Below are 21811 nucleotides of genomic sequence, written 5' to 3' on the forward strand. Positions count from 1 at the left end.
CTGACAACCAAGGGGCGAATGCCCCGCAGCTTAGATGCATTGTTAAGTGATGTTACTGCCTTCTCTGTATTTACATTCTCATAAATGTTTTACAGATATATATTGTTTCTTATGTATTCTAGTTATTTATAGTATTTTAATGGTATTTCGTCATGTCTTATATGTTATAATTTTCTAGTACAATATACGGCTTTAAGGGCGGTCGGCTAATCTCCCAGAAGGGAGGTGATGCCCATGGAGGTCAAAGATGCACTTTCCTTAATGTTCATGTTCGGCATGTTCATTCTGGCATTGCTCACCTACATGAAAAAGAAATAGACCGCCCTCGCTAAGGTAACGGTCTATTTCTCGACCTAACTCCTGTGGCCGACTGCTCTTTATGCAGTTATTGTGCTTAGGAGTCGTGTTCCAGCACGGCTCCTTACTTATTCTTACCTCAGTATAACTCAATTTATAACGCTTTTATAGGTTTTATTGATTATTTTTTATTTATATAAGGTCTGTCAAGTTGTCCGTAATAATTTCACTTAACGTTCCCGCATTTCTGACGTCCAAGCGGCTTAAGGCACAAAGTGCCGGGTCGTCAGACTTAGCCGATTGGATGTGTCGCCAGATTCTACTTCTCTGGCTTACTTCTGGGCGACCAAGGAGCATCAGCGACGAAGCAGAAATGTTATGTTATAAGATGTTGGCGGCTTCTTGAACATCTCACATAATCTTTTCAAATAAAAAGAGCCCCAACTTTATTGCTAGGGCTCTGATGTCATTTATATATGTCTCCTCGAGGTCCTATACGAACTACAAAAATGATCAATTCATGATTAAGAACCTCATAGATTATTCGATAATTTCCGACCTGTAATCTATAGATTATCCCTTCTTTACCTTTCATTTTCCTTGTATTCGGATTGTTAAATGGGTCATTAGATAACTCTTCAAGGGATATAAAGATTCTTCTTGCGGTAACTCGATCTATTTTCCTCAGGTTCTTTTCAGCTTCACTTGAAAATGTGACTTTATATTTCAAGTTCACGTTTTAGGTCCTCCAAGGATTTAGTCTGACCATTTTGAAATTCAATTCGTCCTTGTTCTATGGCCTGAATATCTTCAGGTGTCAAACTGTCATCGTCTTCATTAATCTGTTTTTCAAGTAACCATGATAAAAAGCTCTTTGCGACAACCTTATTTTTCTCGTTTAAATTACCTAATATGTTTTCCAATTCATCATTCGGGACACTCATCAACTGTCCCCCCTTTTATTTAATCATTCTTTATTATACCCCAATATACAAGGATGCTCCAGCATAGCTTTTTCACTACATCGATGTACTAAGCCTTCATATATTTCGCTCTTACGCCAATTTCTTATAACGGTTTTTGTATCTACGAACCCGAGAGGCTTAAAGCGCGAACGCGCCGGGTCCAACGGACTTAGCCTCGCAGGGTTGTCTGTTGAATTTACTTCCCCGAATCACATCTTGCAAACCAAGGGCCGAACGGACCGCAGCGTAGATACGATGTTATGAGATGTCAGCGACTTCTTTGAACTACCACCAATATTATTCCAGAATTAAGTCGTTTGTCTTATCGTGTTTTACTAATTCGCTTTTTGAATAGAACTTAACTATCTTCCTATTTTCAATTGCATATTCAATTTCTTTTCTTGTACTACTGCCAATGTAACCACCAACATCGATTACAAATATTTCATCTGACATATCAATTTTACAAAAATGAATTTTTCCAAATAATTCTGCCTGTTCCTTGGTAATCTCAATTCCTTCGCTTTGCTCAAAAAAAGCTAAACTAATAACAATATTACCTTTAAGGGTTAAGTATCTATTCGCTTGTTCAAATTCTTTCTTGAATTTTGTTGATCCACATAGTGTTATGACCTTCATTGTATTCACCTCTGTTATTTCTTGTCCGCTGATTTCTCATAACGTTCTGGTATTCACGACGTCCGACGAAGTCGGATGTGTCCGGCGTATCAACTTCCTGTCAATATCTACTGCCGGACCGAGGGCGTCAGCCCGATGCGTGAAAATATTGTTATGCGATGTTCATCGCTTCGAAGCACTACTTACACAAGTTATTAGATGATCTTGAAGTAATTGTATTGATTTTTTAAAGCCTTTTCTTATGTTTACAAGATCATGCAATGTTATATACTTTTTAGAATCTTCAAAGCTCTTCAAATTTTCCTTCATAATTATAATATTCATGTTTTTCTCATCAGTAATATCAAGAGCAATATATGGTGCTCCATTATGAATAAAGAAATTTCTACTTTCATCTAGGATCCTGAACCACGCTGTGTCGCTTGAAGCAACTCTGAGTATTCTTGCTAACTCTTGTCCTGTCCTATCTTTATTAATTGATATCCCTATTGCGGTATATAACTCATAAATATACTGACCAAATAATTCGCAGCAGGAGTTGATCTCAAACAAAAATGCATCGATATCGATTAATAAATCCAGCTTCAAATCATCGTTTATGAAAAGAGCATATCCTTCTTTGTCCTGTGTGAAAATATGCTCTTCAGATACATTCATTATTTCTTTACTTAACAGTTGTATACTATTAGTAAGTCTTTTTAATAGTCGGTCTATCAGATCAAGCCTTATTGCTATTGACATAGAGAAATCGTAAAAATCATCACTAAGTGTAGCAATACGTCCTTCTTTTGTTGCTTTATGAATTTCTGTAATAATTCTCAGACCCCATTTATTTCTGAATATACACTCAAAATGAACCCATTTTTCTATCATTTAGTTAGATTCCCTTCATGTCTTGATGAATTCCGCATAACGTTGTTGTATTCACGAACCCGAGAGCCTTAAGTGACCGCAGGGAACGGGTCGTCAGACTTAGGCTCGCAGGGTTGTCCGGCTGACTCTGCTTCTCCGAAGTTCCTCGGCCCGGACCAAGGGAGCTTAAGCTCCCGCAGCGTGAATACAGTGTTATGCGCGGTTACTGTCTTCGAAGCATCACCTAAAAACTTTTGGTCAAGATTCCAACTCTATTTTTTGCTTTGGTATAAAAACTCAACTTCACCATCTAGCAAATATCGATATTCAAATAATTGCATTGTTCTTTCCCTAATTCTCTCCTTTATAACCCTGCCTAGACTTACCGATCCTTGTGATCCAAGGTAACCATTACTAATAAATGTCTTCTCTACAAATTTTGTTTCCCTTAAGTGATACTGTAACCATTCTTTCTGCGATTCAATTAGTGCTTCTCTTGGTTCTCTATCCAACTTAGAGAGAAGTTTTTTATATATTTGGTTCAACTCTTTATCCCAAATCTCTGTATATTTGCCTTCCAACGCCCCCCATGCCAATGTTGTTATAATCTCTTTGGAATTCTGAAATTCATTAAAATCCACTTCATAATCATGATCTATAGGATTTCGAAGCATTTCATCATAGAATTCTCCTTTCAACTCATAGTTCCCAATGCTCATGGATAACACTTCATTGTTAGAAGGATCTGATCGAACTTCAGTTATTTCTTTCGAATCTGTTCCATTACCTGTACTCGCTACATCAGGGGGCAGTTCAGAATTCATTGTTGATTTAGTTTCGCTGTTCAAGGTAGTCGGTTGACTAATATTTTGACATGATGAAAACACTATCGTAATAAAAAATAATAAGAGTATTTTACCCTTCATAAATTATCTCCTTAAATATTATCTTTAGTATTTACCGGTAATGGCGCATAACGTTGTTGTGTTCACGAACCCGAGAGGCTTAAGTGACCGCAGGGAACGGGTCGCCAGACTTAGGCTCGCAGGGTTGTCCGGCTGACTCTGCTTCTGTGAAATTCCTCGCCGGACCAAAGGAGTTTTAGCTCCCGCAGCGTGAAAATGGTGTTAAATGATGCCACACGACTCCGAAGCCAAACTTACAAATTCCTTATGTCTGTTAATAATTCAGTTCGGTTTAAATCTATGTACTCAAATAAGTATTCAAATATATTTCGATCTTGATATAGATATAAATTCGTTTCTTCATTTATTATTTCTTCAAAATTCAATTCATGTACTTCTTGGCTTTTTAAGACTTCATATTCACTTCTTCTATTAATATTTTCTCTAAGTACTTTTATTTCGATTCCATTCTTCTTCAATATCTCTTTAATTTTATTCATTACCCTATAATCATCAATTGCATTGATGCGTTTAAGAGTATCAATTGTTTCATCTAACATTAATCCTGTAGAATTCTCTAGAAATCCAACTATTCCACTCATCGCTAATTCAGTATCGAACTCAATAAGTAAAATAATATCTTGCAGCCAAATAGGTAAAGAATTAAAATCTTCTTTAACTTTAGAACCTTCTTCTTTATTGAGATTCGTACATACTTCACCAACAATATCTTCCGCAGATCCATTTTTTATTGTAACGAGAGAGATAAGGTTATCGATTTTCTTAAAGACTCCCATGATATCACCTTCAAAATAAATATCTTTCGTGTGGTTTCATATAACGTGTTTATGTATTCCCGAACCCGAGAACCTTAAGGCCCGAAGGGCCGGCCGCGGCGCGGTTAGGTTCGCAGGGTTGTCCGCCAACGCTTCCCTGTACCTCTGAATTCGCTCCGCAGTGAAATCCCTTCGCTCTTGGCGGACCAAGGGGCGAACGCCCCGCTGCGGGAATATAGTGTTATGTGATGTCTGCCTCATCTTCGAAAAATCTTCAAAAATTATAAGTACTTCTTAAAGGCTTTACTCGAATCACCGTCATAACCTAACTTTGTATAGAACTCGTGTGCTTGCTTCCTCGAAGCTCCGCTGGTTAAAAAGACCTTAACACAATCCCTTGAAATACACAGATCTTCAATATGCTTCATAATGAGCGATCCATAACCTTGACCTTGTCTGTTTCCAGATACAATTACACGTTCTACAACCCCAAAAGGTTGTGACTCTATCAATGCATCTAAACATAGATGCAGATGTGCAGTTGCAACGATCTCTTGGTCTACTTCGCAAATGAACAAGAAACTATTAGGATTTTGTTTAATTTCTTCTATTCTATCTTCCAACACTTTTATTTTTGGGTTGTTTGGAAGCAACTCTTTATATAGTCGTTCAATAGCTTCGGCGTCATTTGTTTCAGCTTCACGAATTATCATTCACATTCTCCTCTGTGTATTTAGGCTGATTTCACATAACGTTACCGTGTTCACGAACCCGAGAGGCTTAAGGCGACAACGTCGCCGGCTCCGCTTGTGCAGTTAGCCTCGCAGGGTTGTCCGCCTGATCCATCCTCCTCGAAATGCCTCGGGCGGACCAAGGGACGACGTCAGTCGGCCCGCAGCGTGAATATTATGTCAGCTGAAGTTACTGACTTCTTTGAAATACTATAACAGCTTTTGCAGTTTAACTTTCTTTATTATTATAGGTTTCTCGATATTTATTTCATCAATTTCATTTATTCTATACTCTTTTAATAGTTCTAGAAATATTCTTCGAATCAATTCGCAATCCCCTATTGCACTATGACGCCTAATGTCCGAATCCTCAATAGTATAATGTTTAATCAGAAAGTTAGTTGAAACAATGTCATTTATCTCAGGATGTAAATACGTAAATAATGCTTTAGTATCGAGCAAATGATTGGTCAACATAGGGAGAGCATTTCTTCTACATTCATTTACTAAAAGGGGCCAATCATATTCGTAACCCGCTTGAGTAACCAGTATTGCATCTTGACAAAAGTGACTAAAATCCTCATAAATTCCTGATAACATCGGGGCTTTTTCTATATCCCTATTGCTAATCCCTGTTAAGCGTTCAATTATTTCAGGTATAGGTTTTAAAGGTCTTACTAACGTATCAAACGTCTTTTCAATTCTTCCTGAACTATCTATTAAAATAGCTCCAATTTGAGTTATATTATCCTCATTTTCATTGGGTCCAGTTGCTTCTAAATCGAACACGCAATACTTCTGTCTATGTATGTCCTTGATATTAATATCAGTTAAACTATACTCATTTTCTGAGATATTTACTATCTTCATTGAAATATCATCCTTTAAGCCAGTAATTTCAGCTAACGTTGGTGTATCTACGAACCCAAGAGGCTTATGTCAGTTTGCTGCCGGGTGGCGTAGCCACTTAGCCTCGCAGGGTTGTCTGCCTGATTACTTCACCGAATTTTCTTCCGCAGACCAAGGGCCGAACGGCCCGCAGCGTAGATACGATGTTATAAGATGTCGGTGGCTTCTTGATTTACTAACAAAATGTCCTTCTATTTCAGTTAAATTTTCTTTCTCAATTCATGTCTTATTAATATTTCGAACTTAATTATTCGGGCACTTCAATATGTTCTGATACTCTTGATTTCAATATTTCTATTAATTCTTCATCCATAAATTGATAATCGTCTGGGATATCAAGACAGATTAATCGTTTATTTTTTAGAGTGATTAGAAATTTATCTTTAAGCCTTCTCGTATGCTTCTTCTCCATTACAAAAATTAAGTCCGACCATCCAATGTGTCCTTCAGTAACCTTAATTCTTGCTCCTTCTTCCGTTCCTGCCGATCTTACTTCATAGCCATTGTATCCATCAAAAATCTTCTCAGCAGTTAAGCTACGCCATTTATTACGACTACAGATAAAAAGTAATTTACTGTCTTGTCACCTATCCCTTTATAAACTTTGGTTATTAATAACGAACTTAAATTTTGTTCCCCCCCGATTTCGCATAACGTTCTTGTATTCACGAAGCCGAGAACCTTAAGGGACAGAGTCCCGGCCGCGACGCGGTTAGGTTCGCAGAGATTGTCTGCCTGACCCTCTCCTCGAAATGCCTCGGGCAAACCAAGGGAGCGGAGCGACCACAGCGTGAATACTTTGTTATAAGATGTTGGTGGCTTCTTCGACTATACTTTCAAATTCTTCTTATTACTGACTATGATTTATTAAATGAGCGATTTCTTTAACTCTTTCCATTGTAATTCCTTCTCTTTGTTCAACCGCAAGTGGATGATTCGTTTGTTCTAATTCTATTAACGGAACAGCACCAACTTCTTGCGTATGTACCATTGTCTTTAACGATAATGTAGTTAATGGATATATTAAAAGTTCAGTCGATAGCCATCCAAAATAAGGTTTTTCATTCTCTCTTCCTTCAACGTGCAATAATTCATTAGATTTCAAAAAGTTTTCCTCACTAAGAGTAACCCAAACACTCCATATAAATCTCTCTTTATTATCAATTATTGGTATTTCAATATGTCCTCTAATAAAAAAATGTTGTTCATCAATTACACAAAAATCTCTAATTAATTCTGTTCTTTTCTCCTCTGGTACAGTGTAAAAATAATATGGTGCTTCAATTCCGTAACATAAAGGAAGTTCATTTAATTCGTTGTTACAGTGAGGGCATTTCATGTTTTCTGCTCCTTATCATTTTCTGTGAGCTGGATCCACTCCTCTGCCTTTCCCTTCTTGCGAACCAAGGGCGTAGTCCGCAGCGTAGATACTTTGTTATATGACGGTGTCTTTGAGTAATCCTAAAAAAGTTTTTTAATCATTTACCATATTCCATAAAGGTATATCATATTGTGAAGTTTGACTGCTACGGTTTAATTTTAATAAATTGCATTCGTTACAGAGTATTTGTAAGTTAGAAGGATCATTATTCCCATATTTAGATAACGGGACTATATGATCTATCTCAAAATTAATCCCTAGATTATAACTACCTGTTAGGTCCTTTCTGCACAGGGTACAAACTCCTTTATCTCTAAAGAAAATCCCCCTCTTCAACCATGAATTCCAATAAGAATTTCTTAATAGTTTTCTATCTTTATCTAGAATTCAAGAGGTCCCTATCCATGTGCTTCTGTAAGTATGTCGCAAAAAATTCATTTAAATCACGTAAAAATATTTTATTAATCATTAAAACATGAAAAGTTGAATGAACAAGTATTGATTGAGCCTCAATGCGCTTAACTTCCAAAGTATTAACATAATTATCGACATAATGGAACTCATCACACTCATCTAATTCTTCTGCTTCATTAATTATTTTAAAATCAGGAAACATAATTCCTATGTCAACTCCTGTATTTGTAACCATATTACTCATATATCCAAGGAATATTTCATAATCATCCCAATCTATATTCTTCAAAATCTCTCTGATACCGTCACAATAGATTAAATCATCATAATATTTTATAAGCATATGAAGAACAGTAAATTTTTGAGGCTAAACAAATTTCACTATTATTTCATCGAAATTATCCTCAATAAAATCATTTAAATAATCGTAATCGGAGGAGCTATCTCCATAAAATTCAATAATGATACGCCCAGCCAGTATTGTAGCATCATGATAACCAATCTTTGTATGTTTTACATTCCTCATTAAAAACACCTCATTGTATGATTATTCTTCTGCACTGTCATATAACGTTCTTGTATTCACGACGTTCCCGTGACATTAGTGAAAACCCTGTATATTAAATACGAACGATAAAAAGATCCCCGACAGCCTAAGCCAGTGGGGTCTTTGCTCTTATAACCAACGTGACATTTATGGTTCAACAATGATTTATACCTTCGTATTGATCGTAGCTGTCTTGCACGACTTATGCGGAATTATCTAGACCTGGATATAAGCAACTATGCGGTAGAATAAGTGTAAAGACGCCTTGGAAGGAACAAGATAATGGAAGAGATTAGGTTCACCACGTTTAACGCATATGGAGAATTTTGTTTTTATGTTACAGAGGATCTATTACGAGAGTTCTTAGATCGTCATCAAATGATTATCAGTATAGAATTCTTCAAGAATTTCTACACTCAAGAACAATCACGAACCTTATTCGATTGGATTAAAAATCGTAAAGATAACAAAGACCCTACCAGCATTAACCGGTAGGGTCTTTGTTTAAACTGGAGAAATTAAACCCAGAAAGAACTTAAAATGATGACCAACAAGATAAAGAGAACAAGAACCGCTCCGACTGAGTTTTTACCGCCGTATCCTCCATCGTAACCAACTTCGCCCATGAGGTCTCCTCCTTTTCTACGTTATCAATATAAAATATTCAAAATCTCATGCAATGCCAGGGCCAATATGCTTTAACAAAAAAAAGGGCCTCGCCAGCCTAAGCCAGCGAGGTTCTTTTTACCGATGCCATCGGATTGCACCACTGTGCGTCCCTATATGTTGTGTTTATTTTACAAAATATTACTTTGTGTATACAGACAAATCTTTTCCCTCTTTGCATAACTTGTAGTAAAGCGCGTTAGCCTGTACGCGTAACTGCTTCATTACTATCACAAACGTCAATCACATTCATTGTTGAGGGTATAACTGCCGTGACCTTTTGTCCAACGCGTTCATATGATATTTTCAAAGAAAGGGGTGAAGAGATGGACGCCTATCATAACTGCATGCGATGCATGAACCAGAGAGTCCGCATTTGGACAAGAGACGGATGTATACACGAAGGAAGAATCCTAAGAGTGGATCGTGATAACGTGTTCTTGGAGACTCGCAACTCCATTTTAACATTAAGCCTGTTCACGCTGCTCGCGCTTGCCTTAATCTGATCTCTTGAATCTCCTCGCAAAGAGGAGATTTTTTTGAAATCAAAACTGTTGAGGAAATTTTTATAATGAGCCATTTCCAGTGAATACGGCCGGACACTATCATGAAAATTGTCGACGACGGTACCTTTTACTTGTACTGGGCCCATCAGAGATTCTTTTTTATCAGAATCATTTATAAGGACAGAAATTGTCCCATCAAAGGAGATTTCTTTGTCACCGGTATTTATATAAGGTATCAAATATGATCCTGGTTGATTTGCAGACGTGTAACGGAATCTACTGCCAGTCGTTCAATCTTCCCAATAAAAAAAAGATCCTGCCAGAACTTGGTCAATACCCCATTTTGTGGACATTGGAAAAACACCTAAGCTGCAAACTGGCGTCGGTACTCTACCGGCGTCAGTTTATTTAGTTTACGCTGCGGCCGTCTCTGGTTGTATAATCGTATGTATTTTTCAATTCGGCTTTGTGCCTCTGCCAGATTTCGGATATTATAAGGGTAGAGCCCTTCCGTTTTGAGATGCGAGAAGAAGCTCTCCATGGAGGCATTGTCTAGGCAATTGCCCCGACGAGACATGCTGATTTGGGCGCTAACCTTTGGCAGCATGTCGTGGTAAGCATGAGACGTGTACTGGAACCCTTGGTCGCTGTGAACGACCAATCCGGTCACGTCTTTTTGCTTGGCAAACGCTTTGGCGAACGTTTTTAGTACCAGTTCGTTGTCGTTGCGTTCGCTAAGCTGGTAGGCCACAATCTCGTTGTTGAATAAATCTTTGATTGCCGAAAGATACAGCCATCTCTCACCTACCCGGTATTGCGTCACATCTGTTACCCATTTCTGGTTCGGTTTTTCTGCTGTGAAATTTCGCTTCAACAGATTCTCCGCCACGCGTTCCCCCGCTTGGTACGCCGTGTTAAAACGACGTTTGCGGCGAATGCTGGCTTGAAGTCCGAGCTTTTGCATCAGACGCAATACTTTCTTGTGGTTCATCCATATGCCCTCATCCTGCCACAAAAACAACTGGATTTGGCGGTAGCCGTATTTCCCTTCGTAGCGCGCATACACCTGACGAATGAGCAATGCAACTTCCTTGTCCCGGTCCATATGCTTGCGCTTTAGATAGGCGTAGTAGCCGCTACGAGAGACCTTGAAGAGTTTGCACAGGCTGCTGACGGGGTAGCTAGAGGCAGCTATTTCAATGACTTTATACTTCTGTTCTTCACCTCCTGCATCCAGATTTCCAAGCACTTTTTTAGCATTTCGTTTTCCCGCTTGAGCTTTTGAACATACCGATCTTAGTCGATGTATGCTTCCCGTCGACCTCGTTGATCCACCAGTCCAAACTCGCCCTGTTCCCGAAACTTCCGCATCCATTTCTTCATCCGTTGAGGATCATTAATTCCCAAGTGTTCATTAATCTTTCGGTAAGTCCATCCCTCGATAACATGCAGACGAACTGCCTCTTTCTTGATCTCTTCCGAATACGTTTTATACTTTTGTCCCTTAATTGCCATACAAAAATGCACCCCCTAGAATTTCATCGGATAAACCAGGGGTTTATTCCAATGTCCATTCTAAGGGGTGCACTTCACACTTAGCCGGTAGGGTCTTTTTCTGCGTGACATCAGCATTAATTACGTCATCATTAGAGAATTATATCCAACTACAGAAAGCACTAGTGATTATCACCAACAAGATAAAAAGGACCAAGATTGCACCAATACCATGACCGTGATGACCGTGATGACAATGATGACCATGATGACCGTGTCTTACAACTTCACTCAAGGGTTTTCCTCCTTTATTGTGGTTATATGATATAAGGTATTCAGTTTCTTAATTATTGACAAGGCGAATGTCCATATGAATAAAAAAAAGACCCACCAGCGCATAGCTGACAGGGTCTTGGCTCGTCATGAATCAAGTTGAAGCGAGTGCATGTCCATTAAGGAAAATGTACTCAGATCCATTATATTCGTATTCCTGATACTGTATACCTAAGGGTATTATGGCTTTGTCGTAACTGTAGCTGCTTTGGATGTGTTATCCCAACCAATTGTTGCCCCTAGCGCCTCACCAACGGCCCGCAGAGGGACATAGGTTACACCATTTTCAAGCTTACCGTCTTTGATTTGCTTTCCGTTTACAATGACATTTACCTTGTCGCTATTTTGTTTCACGTTGGAGGCCCCCTTTTTTGATAATCCTTGTTTGAAAAAACATGCTCCTGTGCCCGTTCCGCATCCATACTCAAACACATTAGACTCTGCAAAATTAACATTGATCAGATCTAATGCTCTCTCTAAGAATGGTCTCATCATAAAATTTTCAAAATTATATTGCTTAGGGTCATGATATTGATCCCATGCACATAAATTGTCTCTCTTTATTTCTTGATAGGTCTTTTCGTGCTCTTCAAAATAATATTTCTTCATCAATATAACTCCTTATAATAATATTTACAGGTAATTTCCGTTAACGTTCCTGTATCTACGAACCCGAAAGGCTTAAGGCGCGTATGCGCCGGGTGGCTCCGCCACTTAGCCTTGCAGGGTTATCTGCCTGGTTCCACATCTCCGAAATTCCTCGGGCAGATCAAGGAGCCGTCAGGCGACGCGGTGTGAATGCGATGTTATGAGATGGTGATGTCTTCTATGGGATACTCTCAAATATCTTACCAGAATATAGTTTTATTAATTGATCTGAAAAATATTCTTTAAAGAATTCATAGGTTGTTCTAGGGAATTTATATGACTTTAATGATTCTTCTGATTCATATACTGTCTTCTTAATTTCATTAATTGGTAACCATTCAATCCCGACCTGTCCAATATCAGCTTGTAAGCTTCTTAATTCATTATTAAGGAATTGAGTGTTGCACTCATAAATAAAATCAATAGAATGAACTTCCTTCATTATGAAAGAGTATTCATGATTGCGAGATATGTATTCCCTTACACAAATTAAATTACTACTCGATATTTCAATACCTAGTTCTTCTATACATTCACGAATTAGTGCCTGTTCTAATGTTTCGTTCGATTCTTGAGCTCCTCCAGGTAGTGCATAATAAAGACCAATATTCGGTCTCTTTTTCTTAATTAATAAAAGCTTCTCATCCTGAATAATCAGTGCTCTTACTGTATTTCGAATCATCTAGAATAATCTCCCACTATACAATGTTTTATAAATACATCACTTTCTCATAACGTTGCCGTATTCACGACGCGAGCCGGCCTTAGATAGCTCCTATCTTAGGCCGGCTCGTGTGTCGTCCGAGTTATCTTCCATGATTATACATCGGACGACCAAGGGGTGTAAGCCCCGTAGCGTGAATATTATGTTATGTGATGCCTCAGTCATCTTTGATTTACTTTCATATTAGTCCTTTTTTAAATGCAATTTATAAATCTTTAATATATATTCTTTATCTTCTGAGTCATCATTATGTCCTTCTATTAGTAACCCATTATGAAATGGGGACCCTAAAAAATCATCAAGTATTTCTCTTGGATTATTCAATATTTGTATTTCACAGCTAAATGGTAATTTCTTGTTTATGTCAGATATCAGATTGAATCTTAATTGAGTTGCCATAATATCAAACCATAAATAAAAATACATACCTAGATTTGAACTAGAGCGTTCTATTTGATCTTTCCGATTCTGTATAACTTTATTTATAAATTCATCGAAATCGTCAGTTGTAATTTGATTAATCAGATCAGGAGAAATCGAGATTCTCCACATATTTGTTTCAATTTCTTCTTGAAGATCAGCTTCAGAGGAACCGATATAAATTAAATCGTTTATTATATCTTGAAGATCTTCAAAATACTGTTCCTTATTCATTTGTTTTTCCTTCTTTCATACAATACCGAGGTTTCATATAACGTGTCTGTATTCATGAACCCCGCAAGGGGTTGTCTGTTGGATTCCCTTTTCGAAATCCATCTGGCAGACCGAGGCTCCGTTAGGAGCCGCAGCTTGAATATTATATGTTATACGACGGAATTACTTCTTAGATTAACCAACATTCATTCTTGATCCCAATCTGTCATTGCTCTGCTATATGTTCCAATAAATCTCCTGGCTGACAACCTAAAACTGTACATAGTTTATCAATTACTTCTAGCGAAACATATTCATTCGTATTGAGCTTCGCCATTGTAGCAGATGAAATCCCCGTCATTTTAAGTAAATCCTGCTTCTTAATTTCCCTGTCGATCAATAACTTTTGAAAAGGTTTGTAACTAATCATCTGATATTCCTTTCAAACGCGAAGTGAATTTTTCTTTAATTATATGAAAGTATATTTTCTTTATCAAAAACATCTTCAACATGTCTTGACTTGAATGTTCGATATAGTAAGATTATATTCAATAAGTTAAACTTTTATTCGCAAAATCAAATGAACTGGATGGTGTTAAATTATGCATAATTCTTTAGAAATCTTACTCGATTCACTGATAGTCATTTGCGATCGGAAACCCACCTTCGGCGGTCAACCTTAGGGTGGGTTTTTATTTTCTCTTGTTGTTATTATTAATGTAAGTTAAAAGTGCAAGAATGAATGATCCAAATAGGAACATAATCGTTAGTGCATCTTTCACTTCCATGGCTTCACCTCCTTTCGAAGGGAAACCATGACCACCCAAGATTCAATTGTAGTTATATTTTACCTTTATTTACATCTGCGTACAAGTGTTCTTATTATGGCTTTGGATTTTCGATTCTAAATATGGTTTTAATACAATGGCGGCCCTTTCAGATAACGTTGTTGTATTCACGAAACGCCCCAGCCATAGATAGCTCTTATCTTAGGCTGGGGCGTTTGTTATCTGAGCTTCTTCCATGATTATACATCTGATAACCATGAGGCGATAGTCCCAGTTCTTGAATACGGTGTTAACTGAAGTCGATGACCTCTCCGAAAAACTATATCCTTAAACTTGATATAATTCTTACACTTCATTGAGATACTTTAAAAAATCACTTGAACTACCCTCTATTAGCAAAGACTTCATTAATCATTAAAGCACCCATTTTAAAACCATAAATGAAAACCTCGGTTGAATACATTGAGGAAGATCTGCTAAGTAAATCAAACGTTTCTTCAAGTAGTTCCATATCTGTTTCTGAAAGCTTCATCTTTAGTTGTTCCTTCGAATTGGAAATTTTGTTATTTAGAGTTCTGTATTCAGGATTCTTTGGTACAATCACTTCTTCAGGTCTAATTTCTCCAACATATAACTGTTCCAATATATTGCTCATTCCCTGCCTCTCCCTCCAATAAGTTCGTTACAGAATATTTTAGCGATTTTATCGCTAAAACTCAATAGCGAATATTTCGCTAGAGTATCTTTGATATGGAGGTGTTATGCATGTACCAAAGAATCAGAAGCCTACGTGAAGATAAAGACTTGACTCAGTCACAGATTGCTGCATATTTAAACTGTAGTCAACGAATCTATAGCAATTATGAACGTGGTGAAGTTGACATCCCCACAACAATATTGATTAAACTTGCCGATTTCCATCAAACCAGTACAGACTATCTTCTGAACAGAACCAATATTAAGAAGGCTTATCCTATTGATTGAGATAGGCATCTATGTGAATCTTAAATACAACTTTTGTTGATTTCTGTTAACGTTTCTGTATCTACGAACCCGAGTGGTTTAAGGCGCATACGCGCCGGGTCCGCCGGACTTAGCCTCGCAGGGTTGTGAGCTGAATTCGCTTCTCTTGCATACCTCATCTTGCGAACCAAGGGCCGAATGGCCCAAAATGTAGATACGGTGTTAGATGATACCACCTATATTTTATGTTGCTATGCCTGATTATGTGGAAATTCAGAGAATTTTACATAGCAAGAGAAACTATGACTTTTTAAAAATAAAAGCTTGATTTCCGATAACGTTCAGTTAATCACGAAACGATCCCTAATTTTTTTATAAACTTCCTCTAATTATTACTATTCTTTTAATATTAATAATAATCGATAAAATGCAATTGATAGCAGCAAGACCCATCCAAATAAATATTGAATACGACATCCACACCTTTATCATATAATAATTATAGTTGGATATATTAGGCCAACTAAATACCAATGCCAAAAATATAATGCTTAAGATAAGTCTGACACTACTTCCAATTAACTTCCTGACTCTTGTCTTTTCATCTTTAATGTTTAGTTTTATTCCTCTAACTAGTTTTATTGCCTTACGACATAAGTTAACGACTGCTACTATTACTAAGAATGAAAATATCAAGTCAATTAATACATAAACGTCATCATAATTAAATTTCTTCATAGGATTGCCATTCATATTTTCATATATATTATTAGCAATTTGCGATGGTGCAGTTGAATTTATATTAGCCAGTACAAAAATGGCCTGCTGCTTTTCTAGATTAATAATTACCTGTGAGGAATAATTAGGATTAGCACCACTATGGCTAACAACTTTATTTTTAGTATCAATACTCCATCCGAATGAATAGTATTGATTTGCATCCCCATATCCAGCCGTTTTGATGTCGACTTGATGAGACTGTTGTATAGCATTCAATAAATTATCAGGTATATCGCCTATCCCCATTTGGGCATTAATCCAGCGTTCTAAATCTTTTGAATTCGTTACCAAATATCCCGCAGCAATATTCCCATAATATCTAGGGGCATCATATTCTAAGTCCTTGCCAAATAATACACGATATCCTTTGGTAAGTTTATCAGATTCCTTTTCCTGACCTGTTGAAAAATAACTATCAGTCATTCCTAAAGGAACCAGTATTTTTTCAGTTATGTAATCCTGATAACGTTTGCCTGTAACTTTTTCAATAATCATCGCTAAAATATCATAATTAACGGTAGCATAATTATATGCTGTCCCAGGATTCGTATCTAATGCAATGTCTGAAACATTATGTATCGTTTTTTCAAGTATATCCTCCGTTGTACCTTCAGGAATTAACTGAATACTCCACGGTGGAATTCCACTTGTATGAGCTAACAACTGATTAATAGTAATATTAACTTTCTCACCCTTAATGGTTGGCTCAAACGTAGGAATATAATCTGTAATAGAATCTGAGTAAGATAAGTATCCCTCATTTTCTAATAAAATAACGGCCAAAGCCGTAAATGCCTTTGTAGTCGATCCCAATTCAAACAATGATTCTTCAGTTACCCTCTTCTTATTTTTAACATCTGCATATCCGTAATTGTTATATTCTGTCTTGCCCTGCTTTAACATTACCGCTGCTACTCCTGGAGTGGCCGTTTTGGACATTATGGTTTTCACCATATTATCCGTATTATCATAACTCCCTGTCCTTACTAAACTCCCAAGTTCATCCCAACAAACTATAGTAGTAATTATCACGATAAGTAGGATGACACATACTGTTGATGTGCCTGTTTTACTTAGTATTTTCTTCATTGTAATTCTCCCTTTTGCAAGTCTTCAATATATTATACGCCATCCATAATTACCTGCTTAGTGCCTTTATGACTTAGAAAAGCGAAGTTCTTAAAGCCAATTAATTTTTAAAGATTTTTTGAGTCTATTTAGATTCCTTTCTATTCTTCTGGTGGTTTCATATAACGTTCCGTGTTCACGACGCGACCCAGCCTTAGATAGCTCCTATCCTAGGCTGGGTCGTGTGTTGTCTGAGCTTCTTCCTTGATTATACATCTGACAACCGAGGGGCGATAGCTCAGATGCGTGAACACATTGTTATAGGATGTCAGAGTCTTCTTTGAAATATCTTCATCAGTTTTCTTGAACTATCGTTACCCGTTAGAATTCCTGTAATACGAATAATTTGGAGTTTGAACAAAAACGAGCGCCTCTGTAAGATGGGGTTACGCACGAGGTCATTGCCTCAAAAAGCCCATCAGGAGGTCGCTCTACTATGAAGTTTAAGGCACAGGACAAGCAAAATCAACTCATTGAAAACATTACCGTTCATCACTTGGTCGTCGGCGTAGACATCGCCCAGGAAGTCCATGTGGCCCGCGCCGTCAACTTTCGAGGCATTGCTCTGGGAACTCCGCTCGAATTCGGTAACCATCGTGAAGGGTTCAAGCTGTTCGAACGTTGGATACAGGATCTGCTCAAAACCTACAAACTGAGCAGCGTCATGGTTGGAATGGAACCCACCGGCCACTACTGGTTCAGCCTAGCACGTTGGCTTGTCGCTCAAGACATTGAAGCTGTCCTGGTTAATAAAAGAACAAGGAAAACCGGGACAATACACCGTCTAAAAGCGATCGTAAGGACGCCCTTGTCATTGCAGATATGATCAAAAACGGGTACTACTCCCCTGTTCGTTTTCATCCAGAAGCATACGAGGAACTGCGCATTCTCATGGCTAACCGAGAGACGGTTACCAAGCGCCTCAACAGTGCGGTTAATCAGATTCATCGCTGGGTAGACATTGTCTTTCCCGAGCTCCGTCAGGTCTTTAAAATCCTTACCTGCACGAGTGCCATCGCAACACTCAGAACCTTTCCTCTACCGAGAGAAATCAGTCGGTTAAACACGGAACAGGTCCTCGACGGTTGGAAGCAATATGTGAAGCGTCATGCTGGGGTTAAACGCGCTGAGCTCCTCATTTCACTTGCAAAATCCAGTGTTGGAACCACCCAGGCACTCCACGCTTACAAGCTTCATCTTGGGCAATTGCTTGAAGAATATGACTTGGCGAAGCGCCAACTTGAACAGATTGAGCACGAGCTCCATCTCATTCTTGAACGTATTCCTTACGCACAAAAGCTGCTTGAAATACGAGGCGTCAATGCAACGAGTCTAGCTGGCGTACTCGGTGATGCCGGTGATCTAAGTGGCTATTCGCATGGAAATGCTCTGCTGCGGCATGCCGGGTTGAATCTAGCTGAGGCCAGTTCAGGGAAATGGCGAGGAAAATGGTACTCCGCAAACGCAGTCGTCCACGTCTGCGTCATTTTCTCTATCTCATGACGATGTGTATGGTGATGACTAACCCAGAAGTTCGGGCTTTACACCACTACAATGTTGAGGGAAAAAAATTAAAAAGGATGAAATCTATTATGAAATTATGTGGTAAAGTTGCGCGTATGCTTGTCGGTCTGGCTAAAAGTAGCGAAGCTTACGACTCGTCTAAAGTTTTCCCTCAGGCCGCATAAAACCAGTTGATCCTCACCGACTCATGCATTCGCAGGATGAAAAGAAGCACGGAGTATCGGGAGACGTTACGCAAAAGGGCTCGGACCCGTTCCGTTAGAAAGACCGACCTCCACCCCTTAGTTAGATGTGACGAAGGAATGAAAGGGCATAGACCCGTTGAGATATGGGAGCTAGAATCGCTAAGGCGAAGTGGAGACGTGCATAAATGGAACAATATGGGTGAAGTGTGACTCACCTTTATTTGTGCATGCCCCTTTTCATTTCAATCCAGCCACAAGCTCCTCCATGTCTTCTTCTCTCATCATAATCTAGGGTGAAATCCTGCGAATTCATGAGTCTGGGTGAGGAAACTGAATCATATCGAGGGAGCGTAACCTCTTGTGCGAACTATAGAACCTTTACCGTGGCAATCTCTCTTCCTGCCCATAATCTAAAGGTGTACCCACTGACAAGATCTCCCCAAGGCGCATCATCGACTAAAAATCGTACATCCGCATATGTTTGCCATGTTCCTTCAATCTGACTTGTAATTCTAACGGGTACGGTCCAAGTATCCCCGGTAAACTGTTCACCCTCAAGATCTCCGTAGTTCACGATTAGTTCTTGCAACCAAATATTACAGGGAAACTTACTAGAATCTTTATCCCATGTAATGAGCGCTTTGACTGAACGTATTGCTTGCATAATCGACCCCTTGTTCAGAACAACATAAATCACGGGCCGATTGTTAAAAGGCTTGACGGCTTCTTTAGAATGGCTTAAGGACCATAAGCACGGTTATGGCAATCATCAGCAGCTGTGACGCCGTCTCGATTGGTACGATCTTTTTCATCAATCGACCGAGCTCGGCGGGTACTTCATCACCTTTGCCTTGACTTATAGATGCAATCTGCATGATCTTTTTAATGCGCGGCCCGATCAATCCGTCGATCGTGGCGACCATGAGTAGCGATAAAAGGACCGATATATTTAGCCACATTTGGGACAACCCCATCTGGGTTATGATCATTAGCCAAACCCCAGTAATAATAAGTACGGCTCCGCCAATTTTAGGCAGGATGGCAAGCTTGTTCGTTACATCAAAAGCAAAGCGCAACTGGCCGGTGGTTCTAGCGGACCTTCGAATGACGGGTACCACGAAAGAGGGACCGATTACCGCGATAGAAGCCAATATATGCAAAACGAGGAGCCATCCAAACAAACTGATCATCTCCTTCTTGCTCTTAGCGCACCGGAATATCGCTTTGATAGGCGAGACCGACCCTTTTTCTCTTAAAAGGCCCTCCGAGCTCGATATGGTCCAGCATGCATTTCACGACATCATCATAAGCAACATCCAGCTCTTGAAGCCGGCTGAACAAGTAACCGGCTATATCTGCCTCGGAAAATTCCTTAATCGTCTTCGGAATTGATATGGGTAAGGTTTCCGTTGTCACATTTAGATGAACCGACGCCGGAGGCTCTATCGAATCAATCATAGTTCCCGGACACATAATTGACCAATCGAGCTCAGACTGCAGCAGTCGTTCAAAATTCCGGTTGTGATTTTTATACGCGGATGGGAAGCCGGGCAGATTGTTGCCAATGAGATCAGTATATGGAATATCCAGCAGGCCGGCACCTCCCATTACCCATACCCTCCCAGAAAAACTAGGGTGGACTTCACATTGGCTTATAATGTTATCAACGAGACGAATGAACTCATCTCCTTGACCTGCATGGCCGGCAGAAATAATAGCGGCGTCTTGATGCGAGAGCGCCTCGCCGACGCTTACTGGGTTTATGATATCGTCCACGATCACCTTCACATGTTTTGCGGAACGCTCGCCTTGCTGTTCATAAAACTTCTCAGAGTTTCGCACGAATGCTGTCATTTCATGTCCCATTTTACCCCCTTGCTCCAGCGCTCTTCTCCCTGTATTTCCCGTTGCTCCGAAAACAATAATTTTCATCATTTTTTCCTCCTTTTATAAATGCTCCCAAATTTCATCTTTGGATTGACTCAAGCGTAGCATCGTTTCAAAATCTTGATAAGAACCCACTTTAATGTAGGGTACTTACTTAAAAGTAAGCATAAGCAGAAAGGGATAGGAATGCTGACTGTAAATGAGAAAAAGCTGCCCGGTCAAATCCCGTGGCAGCTTTTGTTATGAGTGCTTGAATTAGTGTACAAATTAATTGAACCATCTTTAAGAAGCAGGTTCTTCATATTTCCGCTTATTATGGTTTTCTCCCCAAGTACACATGACTTCTGCTACAGGAATCAATGTTTTTCCATATTCACTAAGGGAATATTCTACTTTAGGAGGGACGGTCGGGTAGACCGTTCTATCGATTATGCCCTCTCGTTCCAAGTCCCGTAGATGTTGTGAAAGCATTTTTTGAGAAACATCAGGTATAAGCTTTTCCAGATCGTTGAATCGCTTATTGGATTGTATCAAATGCCATAAAATCATTGGTTTCCATTTGCCACCTAGAACATGAATGATTGTCTCCACTGGACATTCAAGCTGATGAATCATTGATAAATCATCCCCTTACCTTTAAGTAAGTTCATTACCTTAAAGTATGTACTTTACAAAATTTTACAGGGTGTTTGCAATCCGGTCAACCAAATAAAATTAATTCGAAATAAACCCAACAGAAAAATTCCACAAACAAATAAGGTAATTCCACCAAATTTCATGAAATACAACACCTCCAAATCCTTTTATCTCTCGAACCCATATTACCACAATAAGGATATTTATGTCTTAGGATAAAACTGAATCAGTCATTAAGTTAAACTGCCCGTTAGTTAAATATCTGCAAGAATAGAACTTACTATTATTGTTAAAGTTTTTTATGATTTGCGCTGATTTCCTATAACGTTCCCGCATCTATGACGCGACCCGGCCTTAGATAGCTCTTATCTTAGGCCGGGTCGTGTGTTGTCTGAATTTACGACTATGAGCTTGCTTCTGACAACCAAGGGGCGAATGCCCCGCAGCTTAGATGCATTGTTAAGTGATGTTACTGCCTTCTCTGTATTTACATTCTCATA

At 38.8% G+C, this 21811-nt stretch carries 30 protein-coding genes and 1 pseudogene; 4 read left to right on the plus strand and 27 right to left on the minus strand.

All coding sequences use genetic code 11. The annotated features are described in order from the left end of the window. The first annotated feature begins 234 nt into the window (after nucleotides 1–234). Nucleotides 235–318 carry a putative holin-like toxin gene (locus AB4124_RS33720; protein WP_220687457.1) on the plus strand — a complete coding sequence of 28 codons (84 nt, stop codon included), beginning with the start codon at nucleotides 235–237 and terminating at the stop codon, nucleotides 316–318. Nucleotides 319–763: 445 nt separating this feature from the next. Here the strand turns inward: AB4124_RS33720 and AB4124_RS33725 are convergent, their stop codons facing one another. The 13 genes from AB4124_RS33725 to AB4124_RS33785 form a co-directional block, all read right to left on the minus strand. Next, the gene (locus tag AB4124_RS33725) at nucleotides 764–1033 is read right to left on the minus strand and encodes a type II toxin-antitoxin system RelE family toxin (RefSeq protein WP_441975423.1); all 270 of its coding nucleotides are present in this window, start codon (nucleotides 1031–1033) and stop codon (nucleotides 764–766) included. Next, nucleotides 1017–1241, minus strand: a complete 225-nt coding sequence (locus AB4124_RS33730) for a hypothetical protein (RefSeq protein ID WP_441975424.1) — start codon at nucleotides 1239–1241, stop codon at nucleotides 1017–1019. The genes AB4124_RS33725 and AB4124_RS33730 overlap by 17 nt, the downstream gene beginning before the upstream one ends. 318 nt (nucleotides 1242–1559) lie before the next feature. Then, nucleotides 1560–1901 carry a hypothetical protein gene (locus AB4124_RS33735; protein WP_076326628.1) on the minus strand — a complete coding sequence of 114 codons (342 nt, stop codon included), beginning with the start codon at nucleotides 1899–1901 and terminating at the stop codon, nucleotides 1560–1562. Between the two features lie 162 nt (nucleotides 1902–2063). Further along, a complete protein-coding gene (locus AB4124_RS33740) occupies nucleotides 2064–2774 on the minus strand; it encodes a hypothetical protein (protein ID WP_441975425.1) in 711 nt (236 codons plus the stop codon). 251 nt (nucleotides 2775–3025) lie between these two features. Beyond that, nucleotides 3026–3679 (minus strand): lysozyme inhibitor LprI family protein, encoded by a 654-nt coding sequence (locus tag AB4124_RS33745; protein WP_441975426.1) that lies wholly within the window; start codon nucleotides 3677–3679, stop codon nucleotides 3026–3028. 233 nt (nucleotides 3680–3912) lie between these two features. Beyond that, nucleotides 3913–4455 carry a DMP19 family protein gene (locus AB4124_RS33750; RefSeq protein WP_441975427.1) on the minus strand — a complete coding sequence of 181 codons (543 nt, stop codon included), beginning with the start codon at nucleotides 4453–4455 and terminating at the stop codon, nucleotides 3913–3915. A gap of 260 nt (nucleotides 4456–4715) precedes the next feature. Then, nucleotides 4716–5147 (minus strand): GNAT family N-acetyltransferase, encoded by a 432-nt coding sequence (locus tag AB4124_RS33755; RefSeq protein WP_215164297.1) that lies wholly within the window; start codon nucleotides 5145–5147, stop codon nucleotides 4716–4718. 228 nt (nucleotides 5148–5375) lie between these two features. After that, complete coding sequence (locus AB4124_RS33760) at nucleotides 5376–6035, minus strand: 3'-5' exonuclease (protein ID WP_441975428.1); 660 nt, start codon at nucleotides 6033–6035, stop codon at nucleotides 5376–5378. 286 nt (nucleotides 6036–6321) lie between these two features. After that, on the minus strand, nucleotides 6322–6594 hold the full coding sequence (locus AB4124_RS33765) for a low molecular weight protein tyrosine phosphatase family protein (RefSeq protein ID WP_430107979.1): 273 nt from the start codon (nucleotides 6592–6594) through the stop codon (nucleotides 6322–6324). Between the two features lie 330 nt (nucleotides 6595–6924). Further along, nucleotides 6925–7413, minus strand: coding sequence for a DUF2199 domain-containing protein (locus AB4124_RS33770; RefSeq protein ID WP_441975429.1), 489 nt, complete (start codon nucleotides 7411–7413; stop codon nucleotides 6925–6927). Nucleotides 7414–7548: 135 nt separating this feature from the next. Next, nucleotides 7549–7791, minus strand: a complete 243-nt coding sequence (locus AB4124_RS33775) for an HNH endonuclease (RefSeq protein ID WP_441975430.1) — start codon at nucleotides 7789–7791, stop codon at nucleotides 7549–7551. A gap of 40 nt (nucleotides 7792–7831) precedes the next feature. Then, nucleotides 7832–8158: a hypothetical protein gene (locus tag AB4124_RS33780; RefSeq protein ID WP_441975431.1), complete on the minus strand. Its 327-nt coding sequence runs from the start codon at nucleotides 8156–8158 to the stop codon at nucleotides 7832–7834. A gap of 776 nt (nucleotides 8159–8934) precedes the next feature. Further along, the gene (locus tag AB4124_RS33785) at nucleotides 8935–9042 is read right to left on the minus strand and encodes a YjcZ family sporulation protein (protein WP_218641297.1); all 108 of its coding nucleotides are present in this window, start codon (nucleotides 9040–9042) and stop codon (nucleotides 8935–8937) included. A 366-nt stretch (nucleotides 9043–9408) separates the two neighbouring features. On the opposite strand from AB4124_RS33785, the gene AB4124_RS33790 reads away from it, so the two are divergent. Further along, on the plus strand, nucleotides 9409–9588 hold the full coding sequence (locus tag AB4124_RS33790) for a hypothetical protein (RefSeq protein WP_076326643.1): 180 nt from the start codon (nucleotides 9409–9411) through the stop codon (nucleotides 9586–9588). A gap of 364 nt (nucleotides 9589–9952) precedes the next feature. Here AB4124_RS33790 and AB4124_RS33795 read toward each other — a convergent pair whose 3' ends face one another. From AB4124_RS33795 to AB4124_RS33835, 9 genes are all read right to left on the minus strand, one after another. Continuing rightward, nucleotides 9953–10963, minus strand: coding sequence for an IS3 family transposase (locus AB4124_RS33795; protein ID WP_441975432.1), 1011 nt, complete (start codon nucleotides 10961–10963; stop codon nucleotides 9953–9955). Then, a complete protein-coding gene (locus tag AB4124_RS33800) occupies nucleotides 10885–11103 on the minus strand; it encodes a helix-turn-helix domain-containing protein (RefSeq protein WP_441975433.1) in 219 nt (72 codons plus the stop codon). The genes AB4124_RS33795 and AB4124_RS33800 overlap by 79 nt, the downstream gene beginning before the upstream one ends. 139 nt (nucleotides 11104–11242) lie before the next feature. Then, a complete protein-coding gene (locus AB4124_RS33805) occupies nucleotides 11243–11377 on the minus strand; it encodes a YjcZ family sporulation protein (protein WP_441975434.1) in 135 nt (44 codons plus the stop codon). A gap of 218 nt (nucleotides 11378–11595) precedes the next feature. Beyond that, the gene (locus tag AB4124_RS33810) at nucleotides 11596–12024 is read right to left on the minus strand and encodes a stalk domain-containing protein (RefSeq protein WP_441975435.1); all 429 of its coding nucleotides are present in this window, start codon (nucleotides 12022–12024) and stop codon (nucleotides 11596–11598) included. A gap of 217 nt (nucleotides 12025–12241) precedes the next feature. Beyond that, entirely contained in the window at nucleotides 12242–12745 is a 504-nt protein-coding gene (locus tag AB4124_RS33815; protein ID WP_441975436.1) for an NUDIX domain-containing protein, read from the minus strand. A 225-nt stretch (nucleotides 12746–12970) separates the two neighbouring features. Then, nucleotides 12971–13441, minus strand: coding sequence for a hypothetical protein (locus AB4124_RS33820; protein ID WP_441975437.1), 471 nt, complete (start codon nucleotides 13439–13441; stop codon nucleotides 12971–12973). Nucleotides 13442–13646: 205 nt separating this feature from the next. Continuing rightward, nucleotides 13647–13850 (minus strand): helix-turn-helix domain-containing protein, encoded by a 204-nt coding sequence (locus tag AB4124_RS33825; protein WP_076326647.1) that lies wholly within the window; start codon nucleotides 13848–13850, stop codon nucleotides 13647–13649. Nucleotides 13851–14112: 262 nt separating this feature from the next. Further along, complete coding sequence (gene comI / locus AB4124_RS33830) at nucleotides 14113–14208, minus strand: competence inhibitor ComI (RefSeq protein WP_227011709.1); 96 nt, start codon at nucleotides 14206–14208, stop codon at nucleotides 14113–14115. Between the two features lie 382 nt (nucleotides 14209–14590). Continuing rightward, nucleotides 14591–14863 carry a DUF6809 family protein gene (locus AB4124_RS33835; protein ID WP_441975438.1) on the minus strand — a complete coding sequence of 91 codons (273 nt, stop codon included), beginning with the start codon at nucleotides 14861–14863 and terminating at the stop codon, nucleotides 14591–14593. 110 nt (nucleotides 14864–14973) lie between these two features. Here AB4124_RS33835 and AB4124_RS33840 point away from each other — a divergent pair, with 110 nt between their 5' ends. Next, the gene (locus AB4124_RS33840; protein ID WP_076326648.1) at nucleotides 14974–15192 is read left to right on the plus strand and encodes a helix-turn-helix domain-containing protein; all 219 of its coding nucleotides are present in this window, start codon (nucleotides 14974–14976) and stop codon (nucleotides 15190–15192) included. A gap of 351 nt (nucleotides 15193–15543) precedes the next feature. Here the strand turns inward: AB4124_RS33840 and AB4124_RS33845 are convergent, their stop codons facing one another. After that, on the minus strand, nucleotides 15544–17040 hold the full coding sequence (locus AB4124_RS33845) for a serine hydrolase domain-containing protein (protein ID WP_441975439.1): 1497 nt from the start codon (nucleotides 17038–17040) through the stop codon (nucleotides 15544–15546). 475 nt (nucleotides 17041–17515) lie between these two features. Here AB4124_RS33845 and AB4124_RS33850 point away from each other — a divergent pair. Beyond that, a pseudogene (locus AB4124_RS33850) lies at nucleotides 17516–18767 on the plus strand (IS110 family transposase). A 388-nt stretch (nucleotides 18768–19155) separates the two neighbouring features. On the opposite strand, the gene AB4124_RS33855 reads toward AB4124_RS33850, so the two are convergent. From AB4124_RS33855 to AB4124_RS33870, 4 genes are all read right to left on the minus strand, one after another. Continuing rightward, the gene (locus AB4124_RS33855; RefSeq protein ID WP_430107107.1) at nucleotides 19156–19452 is read right to left on the minus strand and encodes a hypothetical protein; all 297 of its coding nucleotides are present in this window, start codon (nucleotides 19450–19452) and stop codon (nucleotides 19156–19158) included. A 64-nt stretch (nucleotides 19453–19516) separates the two neighbouring features. Beyond that, complete coding sequence (locus AB4124_RS33860; protein ID WP_076326650.1) at nucleotides 19517–19978, minus strand: DUF2269 family protein; 462 nt, start codon at nucleotides 19976–19978, stop codon at nucleotides 19517–19519. A gap of 13 nt (nucleotides 19979–19991) precedes the next feature. Continuing rightward, entirely contained in the window at nucleotides 19992–20720 is a 729-nt protein-coding gene (locus AB4124_RS33865; protein ID WP_430107106.1) for an NAD(P)-dependent oxidoreductase, read from the minus strand. 237 nt (nucleotides 20721–20957) lie between these two features. Then, nucleotides 20958–21290, minus strand: coding sequence for a winged helix-turn-helix transcriptional regulator (locus AB4124_RS33870; RefSeq protein WP_076326652.1), 333 nt, complete (start codon nucleotides 21288–21290; stop codon nucleotides 20958–20960). Nucleotides 21291–21811: the final 521 nt, after the last annotated feature.

Origin of the sequence: Paenibacillus sp. 2KB_20 (genome assembly GCF_052115765.1) — a bacterium.
Taxonomy (GTDB): Bacteria; Bacillota; Bacilli; order Paenibacillales; family Paenibacillaceae; genus Paenibacillus_AQ.